The organism is Methanoculleus formosensis, assembly GCF_025384765.1.
Taxonomy (GTDB): domain Archaea; phylum Halobacteriota; class Methanomicrobia; order Methanomicrobiales; family Methanoculleaceae; genus Methanoculleus; species Methanoculleus formosensis.
Genome location: NZ_VHLL01000001.1, coordinates 488368 through 499997, shown reverse-complemented (window position 1 = coordinate 499997; position 11630 = coordinate 488368). Strand labels below are relative to the sequence as shown.

The following is an 11630-nucleotide window of genomic DNA, read 5'->3' as shown; positions in this document are numbered from 1 at the left end:
GGTTTTGCCGGGCCGCCTCACCGGAATGCGCGGTAGTAGGCGAGCTCGCGGGCATGCGGCCGGAAGACCTCGACGAGCGCCGCCGCCTCGTCGTCGGGCAGAGGGCCGCTCCGACCGGCGGCGGCAAGCGCCTGCACCTCCGCCGGCGTCGAGCAGCCGACGATCGCGACGGAGACCTCCCGGGCAAGAGCGTACCGGACGAGGACTTCGGGCGTCACCCCGACACCGGGGACGAGGTAGTTCGACCCGCCGAGCACCTTCATCCCGATGACCGCGACACCCTGCTCCCTCGCGGCCGCGAGCGTCGTATCCATGAACCCCCCGAGCGCCTCCTCGACGGGGTTTACGGGTATCATCACCGCGTCGACCGGCCAGGTCTCCACCGCGTGTGTGAGGACGTCAGGGTCGTGGTGTCCCGTCACCCCGATATGCCGGACGACGCCGGACTCCCTCGCCTCGATGAAGGCTTCGAGGGCGCCGTCCGGGGCCTCGATATCCCGGATATCGGTAAACGTTCTGATGTCGTGGATCTGCCAGAGGTCGAGGGTTTCAATGCCCATCCTCTGGAGGGTCGCCTGGAGGTCCATCTCGGCGTCCGCGTGGAGCCGGCTCGCCGACTTGCTGGCCAGAAAAACCGGTTCCCTGAGATCGGGGCGGTCCCGCCAGACCTCGCCGTAGTAGTCCTCGCTCCCCGCGTAGGCCTTCGCCGAGTCAAAGTAGGTGATCCCCTGCCCGAGCGCCTCGGTGATGACGGCCGCCGCCTCCGCGTGCCGCCCGAACGTTCGGAGAACCCCCTCTCCCCCGAGCCCCACCCGGGTGACCTCCCGCCCGGTCTTCCCGAACCGACGCGTATCGAGCCCTGCCATGGGCCACCTTATCCGACACCCTCGTAATAAAACCCTCACCATGGAGCCGGAGGGTTACCCACTCCAAAAAGATGAGACGACGGCTGCCGGCCGGTGCGGCACCCACTACCCCGAACAGCATTCAGGACATTCTGCTCCGCAAACACCCCCCGGCCCGCCCCCGGTCCCACCGTATGAAGGCAGTGCGGCAAGACTCCCGGATACGAGCGGGAGACCCGTTATCCGGGCAACCATCATCTTTGAGGGATTCTCCTGAAGAACAGGGCCACGAAAACGATCCAACGGCGGGACGGAGGTGCAACATCCATCAACAGGGCGCTTACGCCCTGAATTTTCGTTTTCGGGCAAGGGGTAAAGTTTATTTACGCCAAGAAGCATCGTCCCCCACATGAAGAGGATGTTTGGTATCCTTGCTCTCATGGTGATTGCGAGCATCATGATCGCGGGGTGTGTGCAGCCTGCGGGCAACGAGACGGTGACACCCGGTGTAACCCCGGGACTCACCGAGACCCCGATGGGAACAACAGAGGAGACGCCGGCGATAACGGAGACGCCGATGGAGACCGAGACGCCGATGACAACGGCAACAACGCCGATGGAGACCGAGACAACTCCGGTGGGTACTGAGACGCCGATGACAACGGCGACGACCCTAGCGGGAGGCGAAACACCGATGGCGACGGCAACGACCCCCGTCACAGGCGCGACGGAGACCCCGCCGGGACCGCCGGCGGCACTCGTCGCTGACGAGACCGTCTCCATCACCGACAGCGGGTACGTGCCGAACACGCTCACCGTCCCCGTGGGCACCACGGTGGGATGGACCAACGACGGTTCGACGAACCAGACCGTGTCGGCCAATGGAGAGGCTGGATTCTTCGACTCCGGGCTACTCGCGCCGGGCGATACGTTCAGTTACACCTTCAACGGCGTGGGCAACTACACCTACCAGTCGATGACCGGCGGATTTGAGGGTGAGATCATCGTCACCGCCTGACTCTCTTTTTTCTCACCGGTGCCTGTAAGGGAACCTCCGAAACTCCCTTACGTCCGCCGGTATGCCTCTGCGGCCTCGACCAGCCGTTCGGCGAACCCTTCGAGGAAGTAGGCATGGGTGTACTGCCCGACCGCGTTCTGCACGGTAAGCCCGTCGCGGCCGCCGTCAATACCCCGCCCGCGGAGGAGCTCCAGGGCGAACCGGGCGTCACGAGCACAGTCAAGCCTTGAGTAGTGGTACTCGTGGCCCCGGAAGGCCGACCCCGGGGTAAGGATCGGTGCCGTCCCGGCAACCCGGGCATCGACATACCCGAGGGCCTGGATGCGGCCCGTCATCTCCGCCGCCGCCGGGAGGACGCCGGCCATCGGGTAATCCCCCTCGCCGGTCGCAAGCCGTTCGGTGAGGTAGATGAGCCCGCCGCACTCGGCGTAGACGGGCATCCCGTCATCGACAGCGCGGCTGAGATCTTCCCGGCACCGGGATGAGGAGAGCGCCTCCGCGTGGAGCTCCGGGTAGCCGCCCCCGAGGTAGAGAGCGTCCACGTCCGGGAGCCGGTCGGTCATCGGCGAGAAGAAGACCGGTTCCGCCCCGGCCCGCACGAGCCGGTCGATGTTGTCCGCGTAGTAAAAACAGAACGCCGCATCGTTCGCGACGCCGATGCGCACCCCGGTCTCCGGCCGGGCGGGTTCCTCCGCCGGTGCCGGGAGGGGCGGGGCCGACCGGGCGAGGTCGATGAGCCCCGGGAGATCGCATGTCTCCTCGACCACCGCGCCGAACCGCGCCATCATCCCCGTCTCGGCCGCCATCGCGAGTCCGAGGTGCCGGCTTTCGACCACAAGATCCTTTCGCCGCGGGATTCCCCCATAGATGGGGAGGCTCTTCGTCTCCTCGATCATGGCAAGGTGGCGGGGGCTCCCGATCCGGTTGAAGATGGCTCCAGCGACCCGGACGGCCGAATCAAACCCCGCGTATCCCTGGACCATGGCATGGACGCTCCGTGACGCGCCCCCCGCGTCGACCACGAGAAGAACCGGGGCGTCGAGGACCTTTGCGACGTGCGCCGTGCTCGCGGTATCGGTTCCTTCGAGCCCGTCGAAGAGCCCCATCGCACCCTCGACGACGGCGATATCGGCCCCGGCGGAGGCACGGACGAACGTCTCTCGCACCCCCGCCTCCCCCATCATGAACGGGTCGAGGTTGCGCGACGTCCGGCCGCAGATAGCCGAATGGTGCGTGGGATCGATGAAGTCCGGGCCCACCTTGAAGGGCTGGACGGCGAGCCCGCGGGCGACGAGCGCCGCCATCAGGCCGCTTGCAAGCGTGGTCTTGCCGCAGCCGCTGTGGGTTCCGGCGACGACAATTCGTGGAATCGTGCGCATAACGTTCCTGTAGTGTTGAATACCGCAGAAGATAAATATGACCGGGGATAACCAGGGTACATCAAATAAGTTTGCCTTAGGTAAAACAAATTTGTCCTGCTGCCTTCGCGGCGGTAGCCACTGGTGATATCATGCACATTATGGAAGGATTCTTACCGAGTCCCTGGTGGCAGATCTGGTTCATCGTCTCTCTGCCTTTCATCGTCATCGGATTGTACCAGCTGAACAAACTTGTGCGGGAGAAGCGGGAAGCCCTGCCGCTCCTCGCGGTCGCAGGCGCCTTCGTCTTCGTCCTCTCCTCGCTCAAACTCCCCTCGTTCAACGGGAGCTGCTCCCATCCCACGGGGACGGGGCTCGGGGGCATCCTCTTCGGCCCCTGCATCGCCGCCGTCCTCGGGCTGATAGTCCTGGTCTTTCAGGCGGTCTTCCTCGCGCACGGCGGGATCACCACCCTCGGGGCAAACGTCTTCTCGATGGGGATCGCAGGGCCCCTTGTCGCCTATCTCATCTACAAGGCCGGGACGCGGGCGGGCGCAAACACCTACGCGACGGTCTTTCTTGCCGCAGCCCTTGCCGATCTGACCACCTACGTCGTCACCTCGGTCCAGCTCGCGCTCGCGTTCCCCGGGAGCGTCGGGTTCTTCGGGGCGTTCACGGCCTTCGCCGCGATCTTCGCCGTAACCCAGGTTCCGCTCGCCATCATCGAAGGCGCGATCATCGCGCTGGTATTCAAGTACATCGTCCAGCTCAAACCCGAGATCCTCACGCGCTTGAACCTCCTCTCTGAGAGCACCGTCCAGAGACTCCGGGAGGCCGCAGCATGAAATACGGTCTTGAGATCGCGGTCGCCGCGCTCATCATCGTCTTCGCCGCCGTCTTCCTCATAGAGGACGCCGCGATCCGGGCCACCGGAGAGGAAGCCTGGGGCGGGGCCGACGGTGCAGCCGCCGACCTCATCGAGGCCTCCGGTTACGAGCCCTGGATCGGGCCCTTCTGGGAACCCCCGAGCGGTGAGATCGAGTCGCTCCTCTTCGCCCTGCAGGCCGCCATCGGCGCGATAGTCATCGGATACATCTTCGGCTACTGGCAGGGCAGCAGGAAGACCGCCTGAATTTTTGATCGGGAGATAGGAGGACGGGGCTCGCATGCACAATATTCTCGAAGAGTTTGCCCGGACAAATCGCCTCAGGGAGGTGAGCCCGGCCCTCAAACTCTTCATCGGGCTTGCAAGCATCCTCGTCTCGGTCTCTTCGCCAGGCCCCGTCGCTCCCCTGCTGGTCGCGGCCGCGATGAGCGCCGCCGTCCTCGTCCTCGCAAAGATCCCCGCCCGGTTCTACGCCCGGCTCCTCCTCATCCCGGCCTCGTTTGCGGTGATGAGCATCGCCGTGATCCTCTTCATAACCGGCGGCGGTGCGGTGCTCGTCGAGGTCCCGGGTCTCCCTCTCGCAATCACGGCGGACGGCGCGAACCTCGCCCTCCTCCTCCTCGCCCGGGTCTTCGGGGGCATGTGCTCGCTCTACTTCATCGCGCTCACGACGCCGACGACCGAGATATTCGAGATCCTCCGGCGCCTCCGGGTGCCGACGGTCCTCATCGATCTCGCCATGCTCACCTACCGGTTCATCTTCATCCTCATCGAGGAGGCAGGACAGATCTACCGCTCGCAGGTGATGCGCCTCGGCTACAGCCGGTTTCGGGAGTCGGTGCAATCATTTGGAATGCTTGCCGGCGCGCTCTTCATCCGGACCTGGGAGAGCGGCGAGGCCCTGGTGCTTGCGATGGACGCACGCTGCTACGACGGTAAACTCGGCATCCCGGGTAAAACCCGTCCCCTCTCTCTTTCCGCGCTCGCGGCGGCCCTGCTCTACATCGGGGCCATCTTCGGCATATCGCTCTCCACCGGAGGCCTGGTACTTCTATGACACCACTGCTTGAGACCGACAACGTCACCTACACCTACCCGAACGGCCCCGCCGCCCTTGCCGGGGTGAGCGTCCGGATAGAAGCCGGTTCAAAGACCGCCATCGTCGGCCCGAACGGCGCCGGGAAGTCGACGCTCCTGTTGATGTTGAACGGCATGCTCCGGCCGGAGTCGGGCGAGATCCGCTTCTCCGGCCGGCCGCTCGCCTACGACAACCGGAGCCTTCGCGAACTCCGGCGCCGGGTCGGGTTCGTCTTCCAGAACCCCGACGTCCAGATCATCGCACCGACCGTCGAAGCAGACGTGGCCTTCGGCCCGGTGAACCTCGGCCACCCCCCCGACGCCGTCCGGCAGGCGGTGCATGACGCGCTCGGCTACGTCGGGCTCCGGGGCTACGAGAAGCGGCCGCCCCACCGCCTCTCCGGCGGCGAGAAGAAGCGGGTCGCCATCGCCGGCATCCTCGCGATGGAACCGTCGGTTCTCGTCTTCGACGAACCGACGAACACCCTTGACCCCGCAAGCTCGGAGGAGGTGATGGAACTCCTCGACGAACTCGCCTCCGGCGGCCGGACGGTGCTCGTATCCACCCACGACGTCGAACTCGCCTATCGCTGGGCCGACTCGATCGTGCTCATGGAACAGGGGAGCGTCCTCGCCCGGGGGCCGCCGGAGGAGATATTCTCCGACCACGGCCTCCTCGCGTCCGCCAGGCTGAAACCTCCCGCCCTCCTCGACCTCTACAACGAACTCAACCTCAGAGGCGTCATCGACCGGGACGTCCCTCCAAAGAGTGTGCTCGAGTTCACCGACCGGATCGAGCGGGCGATGCACGGCCGTGCCCCGGCACGGAGCGAGACCGGGAGGATCTACCTCTGCGACGCCGACCTGACCGGCGGGGACGACCTGCGGCGGCTCGTCGAGCAGGGGGCGGTCGACCACGTCGGGGCGATGGGCACCCGCGCAAAGGAGTTCGCCGGACGGGAACGGGTCCTCCTCGACTACACCTACGGCGTCATCGACAAGTGCATCCTGAAGGCCCTCATCGGGGAGAACTCGCTCATCATCACCACCGGGGGGATGGTCGAGCACGTCCGTCGCCGTATTGGGGAGTACAGCGCCGAGAGTGGACTGACACTTGCGGCGACCCCGGTGGGGGAAACGGCAGGCCATCGCCCCCGCCGGGAGGGCGCCTTCGAGTGATCTCGCCGGTACAGCCCGGGAAAGACGCATAAACCTCTTTTCCCCGTGATCCCCATCCTGCCGTGCGAAGGTTAATCCGGTGCCGGCACCTGACGATACGTGATGATGCTCGAAGAGACGTTGCAGCGAATATCCCGGCAGGCAAAACGGAAGCGGTTGACCCTGCCCGACCAGAAGACCAAGATCGTCTGTACCATCGGGCCCGCATCGCGCTCGCCGGAAGTGCTCGCCCGGATGATCCTCGCCGGCATGAACGTCGCGCGACTCAACCTCTCCCACGGAACGTTCAACGAGCACCGGGAGACCATCAAGAACATCCGGACAGCCGCGGACGATACGGGCCTCCCGGTCACGATCCTGCTCGACCTCCCGGGCCCGAAGATCCGGATCGGCGATCTCGCACACGAACCCCTGGAACTCCACAAAGACGAGACCGTCACCTTCACGACCGGCCCGGTGTCGAGCGATCCGTCCCGGATCCCCGTCGATTTCGAGCAGTTTCCGCAGCTGGTCTCGGAGGGGAGCACCATCTTCCTCAACGACGGGTTCCTCCAGCTCCGGGTCGACGAGGTTGCCGCAAGCGAGGTCCGGGCGACGGTGGTCATCGGCGGCCTGCTCCTCTCGCGCAAGGGGATGAGCCTCGTCGGCGGCGGGGGGATCGTTGCCCTCAGCGCCGTGACCGACCGGGACCTCGAGTGCATTGAGTTCGGGCTCGCCGAGGGGCTCGACACCTTCAGCATCTCCTTCATCGAGAGGGCGGAGGATATCCATAAAGCACGGGAGTATGCAGCCCGGTCCGGGAAGTCCATCCAGGTGATAGCCAAGATCGAGCGGCAGGAGGCGCTCGCAAACCTCGACGGGATCCTCCGGGAGACCGACGGGGTCATGATCGCCCGGGGTGACCTCGGGGTTCAGACGCCGATCGAGGATGTCCCCACGGTGCAGAAGCGGATCATCCAGAAGGCGAACGTCCTCGGCCGCCCGGCGATCACCGCCACCCAGATGCTGATGTCGATGACCGACAACATCCGGCCCACCCGGGCGGAGGTGACCGACGTCGCAAATGCCATCCTCGACGGGACGGATGCGGTCATGCTCTCCGAGGAGACGTCCATCGGGAAGTACCCGGTCGAGACGGTCGCGATGATGGCGAAGATTGCCCGGTCGACCGAGGAGAAGCGCGCGCTCGTCGGTGCCGGGTGCAGCCCGCTCGCCTACTTCCGGCAGGGGAAGGGCAGGGAGAAGATCACCGTCAACGATGTCGTCTCCTTAAACGTCATCGAGGCGATAGATGCGCTCGGGATCCGGCTGGTGCTGACGCCCACCCGTTCCGGGAGCACCCCCCGGAGCATCTCCCGGTTCAAGCCCGAGGCCTGGATCCTCGCGTTCACCCGGAACCCGAGCACCTTCAAGTTCCTGGCGTTCTCCTACGGGGTCTGCTCGTTCCTGATCCGGAGCGAGAAGGAGTACTGGCACGAGGCTATCCTCGAATCGGTCCGGGAGTCGGGGCTGATCACGTCCGGGGAGCGCGTGGTGCTGACCGAAGGGGTCTCCCCCGGGCGCGAAGGGACCGATTCGCTCATCATCCTCACGGTGGAGTGAGGTATCCCGGAGAGCGAAAACCCTATCCCGGCGGGGGCGAACACTCATACTAGAGATGGGAGTGATCGTTTCGAACGAGCAGGATGCGCCGGGCCGGGATGGCGTGTTGAAGGAGAGGACGGCACGCCTCTCGGTTGCATCGAACACATTTCTCGTCGCGGTGAAACTCGTCGTCGGCTTTGCCATCGGATCGGTCAGTATCATATCCGAGGCGATCCATTCCGCGATCGACCTCGTGGCCGCGATAATCGCCTACTTTTCTGTCCGCCAGTCGGCCCGGCCACCCGACGAGTGCCACACCTTCGGGCACGGGAAGTACGAGAGTATATCCGGGCTCCTCGAGGCGGTCCTGATCCTGGTGGCCGCCGCCCTGATCGTCAATGAAGCGTTGAAGAACCTCCTCGGCGGAGAGGAGACGCTGAACGTCGAGGGGCTCGGGCTCGGTATCGCGGTCATGCTCCTCTCGGCCGGGGTAAACTACTACGTCTCCTCCCGGCTGATGACGGTGGCGAAGAAGACCGAGTCGATCGCGCTCGAGAGCGACGCCTGGCACCTCCGCACAGACGTCTACACCTCCGCCGGGGTCGTCCTCGGGCTTGTCCTGATCCGGCTGACCGGCCTCGTGGTGCTCGATTCGCTCATCGCGCTCGTGGTCGCCGCGATCATCCTCCGGGCAGCATTCGACCTCATCCGGCGCTCGTTCGAGGATCTCGTCGATCGGAGCCTTCCCGCCGAGGAGGAGGCCCGGATCCGGGAGATCCTCAACGAGCACTGCACGGACGTCATCAACTTCCACCGTCTGCGGACCCGTCGGGCGGGTCCAAACCGGTTCGTGGACCTCCACATGGTCGTCCCGCGGACCGCAACCCTCGAGGAGGCGTATGGTGTCGTGAAGCACATGGAGACCGACGTCAAACGGGAGTTCCCCCGGACGAACGTCACGATCCGGGTCCAGCCCTGCACCGGCGAGGACTGCTCCGAATGCGGGATCTTCACCACCTGTCCGGAGTGCGATCGGCCCGCGCTCTGCGATAGGCCAAAAGAAGAGGAATAAAAGGCCGGGGGTCTACCGCCAGGAAAAAAGGCCGCGAACCTGCATCTCTTCGCTCGCAAGGGTTCTCAGCCGGTCCTGCTCCTGCTCGATCGTCCGGACTTGCTCCCGGAGCATCGTCCGGGTCGCGTCATCGCAGGTGCAGTTCCCGATCAGGCACCGGAGTTCCGTGACCCGCTCCCGGTTCCGCTGCGCCTCTCCCTCGATCAGCCGGGCGGCTTCCACATCGCCCCCGAAGAGGGAGCGTATAAAGCCATGCCGGGCCCGGATCTGCTCCTCGGCCTCGAAGGTCTTCTGGACCGAGTTGTTGACCTCCCGGGCGATGGCGGAGATGTTCTGTCCTATGCCGCCGGACCGGTTCTCAGCGCCGAGCAGGGCGTGGACTGCGAGCCGGACCTCGTTACGGTCAGGGACGCTCGCCTCCGCGCCGGGGATTGCATTCTCCTCCGCCCTCAACCGCTGCCCTTCCCCCGGCGCCATGTTCGCCTCGCCGTTCCCGATCTGCTCTCCTCCCGGGCTGCCGTAGTTCCCGGGAGCGGCGGCCGCGAATCCCGGGAAGAGGAGGAAGACAATCATGATCGCTGCAATGATGCGTTTCATCGATCCTCACCTCTGGTAAAAGAGAGATCCGGGACTGCCGTATATACAATAATTGAACCGCCTGGTTCAACGCACTCAGAGCAGTAGCGTGAGGGCGAGGCAGGCCACGACCGGGACAACGAGGTTGTCGTCCACCGGGCTCACTAGTTCGGCGATGGCCGCGGCAGCCGCTGTCATGAGGGCGATCCCCGGCGGGAGGAGGAGGCAGAGGGCGGCTGCCGTCACCGCGAACCCGGCAAGCGTGCCCTCGAGCGATTTGTGGTTATAGATCCGGGTCCTGCCGAACCGGAGACCGGCAAGGGTGGTGACGCTGTCGAGGAGCGAGAGCGCGACGAGCCCGACGAACGCGATCTCTTTTGTAAAGAAGACGATGCAGAAGAGGGCTCCGAGCGTGAAGAAGAGCGCTCCTTTCCCGGGTACGGCGTCGCGCCGCTCCAGCCCTGCGATGATCGGCGAGACGACCGGGATGGTGTAGCCCCGGGAGATGGCGTCGGAGAGGATGAAACCCACGAAGAGGGCGAGCATGAGGACGGAGAGGACGATATCGCGGTCGAAGAGGAGGACGAACCCTGCGATCCCGAGACCGAAGGTGAGGTGGACGATCTGCCGGAGCGACTCGTGCATCACTCCTGATCTCGGCGAGGAACCGGTTAAACCCTCTGTCGGCGGATGCGGATCACGGCGGGTGAACTACCCCACCCTTCAGGGCGGGGCTTCCTGCTTCATAGACAAAACTTGCATCACAGAAACGTGATGGAGAGGTCTTGGCTCCACAGGCTCAAAGGGCTGTTCCATCCCCACGCGGTGAATATTCACCGCAGCATTGTAATCTCTACCGACAACAAACCCGCAATATGGACATTCGTGAACTCTCACAGAGAGATCCTTTTTCACGATACTCCCACAGTTCGAACACATCTGCGTCGTATTCCGGGGATCGACTTTGATAAGATTCGTACCAGCCCTTGCAGCCTTGTACGAAAGATACGAAAAGAATCGTCCCCACGACGCACTGTGGATACTTCTCCGGAACCCGCGAGATTTGCCGTTCTCTTTCAGATACTTGATATTCAGATCTTCAACGCATATCGTTGCATAGGTGTCAACATACTGACGAGAAAGTTTGTGCAGGAAATCGTTCTTCTGGTTCGTGATATGGTCATACGCCTTCTCCAGTTTCCCTTTTGCCATCTTCCAGTTCTGTGAAAAGCGTTGCTTCCGGGCAACGCTCTGCTGCAACTTCTTAATCCGGTCAAGCGAGTGCTCATAGAATCGGGGATTCTCGATCACCATACCATCGCTATCGACCGCAAATGAATCCAACCCGACATCGACGCCGACAGAACGCCCTTCACGCTTTGATGCAGACACTGTCTGCTCTACCTGAACGATCACATACCATCTATCACCGGAACGGGTGATCAGGATGCCCTTCACCTTCCCACTGTAGGGTCGATACATGGTGAATGGGATTGTTCCGATCTTCGAGAAGGCAATCCTACTGTTTTCCCAGTCGATCTTGAACCCGGACTGGTTGTAATTGAGCGTCCGATACCGGGATGCGCTCTTGAACCGGAGTTTGCCGATCTTCCGCCCTCGTTTCTTTGTCTGCGACAGAGCACGGATGTTGCTCCAGAGGGTATAGTTCACCATCTGAAGGACTTTTGAATACACGTCCTTCAGAAATGGGTTCTCCTCTTTCAGCGTGACAATCCGCGCCTGCATTCCTCGCATCGTCGGAGTGACCCCGGTTTCTCGCGTGGTATTACACTCTTCAAGGAGTTTGTTGTAGAGCCACCTACAGGTATCGAGTGCGGCATTCAGCCGTGCCTCAGTGGTTGCATCTGGATACGCTCGATACTTGTAGGAAATGAGCATAGACAACAAGAGTGTTCATCTGAAAGAAGATAGACATGATCCGTGCAGTGTGAAAGTGGAGAAGGGCAGCGGTGCGTCCGTCCCCGATCTATCGACCGGGGACGTCCCGCTCAGTCCCCTTCACCCCCGCAAGTTA

The 11630-nt window shown here is 63.6% G+C and carries 12 protein-coding genes; 7 read left to right on the top strand and 5 right to left on the bottom strand.

Annotated features, from left to right (window positions below; all coding sequences use genetic code 11):
- Positions 1-17: 17 nt before the first annotated feature.
- Positions 18-866: an aldo/keto reductase gene (locus FKB36_RS02645; RefSeq protein ID WP_261596469.1), complete on the bottom strand. Its 849-nt coding sequence runs from the start codon at positions 864-866 to the stop codon at positions 18-20.
- A gap of 388 nt (positions 867-1254) precedes the next feature.
- Between FKB36_RS02645 and FKB36_RS02640 the strand changes: the two genes are divergently transcribed.
- A complete protein-coding gene (locus FKB36_RS02640) occupies positions 1255-1863 on the top strand; it encodes a cupredoxin domain-containing protein (RefSeq protein WP_261596468.1) in 609 nt (202 codons plus the stop codon).
- A gap of 47 nt (positions 1864-1910) precedes the next feature.
- Here the strand turns inward: FKB36_RS02640 and FKB36_RS02635 are convergent, their stop codons facing one another.
- The gene (locus tag FKB36_RS02635; RefSeq protein ID WP_261596467.1) at positions 1911-3242 is read right to left on the bottom strand and encodes a cobyrinate a,c-diamide synthase; all 1332 of its coding nucleotides are present in this window, start codon (positions 3240-3242) and stop codon (positions 1911-1913) included.
- Between the two features lie 131 nt (positions 3243-3373).
- On the opposite strand from FKB36_RS02635, the gene FKB36_RS02630 reads away from it, so the two are divergent.
- From FKB36_RS02630 to FKB36_RS02605, 6 genes are all read left to right on the top strand, one after another.
- On the top strand, positions 3374-4066 hold the full coding sequence (locus FKB36_RS02630) for an energy-coupling factor ABC transporter permease (protein ID WP_261596466.1): 693 nt from the start codon (positions 3374-3376) through the stop codon (positions 4064-4066).
- A complete protein-coding gene (locus FKB36_RS02625) occupies positions 4063-4353 on the top strand; it encodes an energy-coupling factor ABC transporter substrate-binding protein (RefSeq protein ID WP_261596465.1) in 291 nt (96 codons plus the stop codon). Before FKB36_RS02630 ends, FKB36_RS02625 begins: the two co-directional genes overlap by 4 nt.
- 34 nt (positions 4354-4387) lie before the next feature.
- On the top strand, positions 4388-5164 hold the full coding sequence (gene cbiQ, locus FKB36_RS02620; protein ID WP_261596464.1) for a cobalt ECF transporter T component CbiQ: 777 nt from the start codon (positions 4388-4390) through the stop codon (positions 5162-5164).
- Positions 5161-6363, top strand: a complete 1203-nt coding sequence (locus FKB36_RS02615) for an energy-coupling factor ABC transporter ATP-binding protein (protein ID WP_261596463.1) — start codon at positions 5161-5163, stop codon at positions 6361-6363. The genes cbiQ and FKB36_RS02615 overlap by 4 nt, the downstream gene beginning before the upstream one ends.
- Before the next feature lie 102 nt (positions 6364-6465).
- Positions 6466-7965, top strand: coding sequence for a pyruvate kinase (gene pyk, locus FKB36_RS02610; protein WP_261596462.1), 1500 nt, complete (start codon positions 6466-6468; stop codon positions 7963-7965).
- A gap of 55 nt (positions 7966-8020) precedes the next feature.
- On the top strand, positions 8021-9019 hold the full coding sequence (locus FKB36_RS02605; RefSeq protein WP_261596461.1) for a cation diffusion facilitator family transporter: 999 nt from the start codon (positions 8021-8023) through the stop codon (positions 9017-9019).
- Between the two features lie 12 nt (positions 9020-9031).
- On the opposite strand, the gene FKB36_RS02600 is transcribed toward FKB36_RS02605, so the two are convergent.
- The 3 genes from FKB36_RS02600 to FKB36_RS02590 all read right to left on the bottom strand — a co-directional run bounded on the left by FKB36_RS02600 (position 9032) and on the right by FKB36_RS02590 (position 11494).
- On the bottom strand, positions 9032-9616 hold the full coding sequence (locus FKB36_RS02600; RefSeq protein WP_261596460.1) for a hypothetical protein: 585 nt from the start codon (positions 9614-9616) through the stop codon (positions 9032-9034).
- Positions 9617-9691: 75 nt separating this feature from the next.
- Positions 9692-10240, bottom strand: coding sequence for a diacylglycerol/polyprenol kinase family protein (locus FKB36_RS02595; protein ID WP_261596459.1), 549 nt, complete (start codon positions 10238-10240; stop codon positions 9692-9694).
- A gap of 78 nt (positions 10241-10318) precedes the next feature.
- Positions 10319-11494, bottom strand: coding sequence for an RNA-guided endonuclease InsQ/TnpB family protein (locus FKB36_RS02590; protein ID WP_261596458.1), 1176 nt, complete (start codon positions 11492-11494; stop codon positions 10319-10321).
- Between the last annotated feature and the right edge of the window lie 136 nt (positions 11495-11630).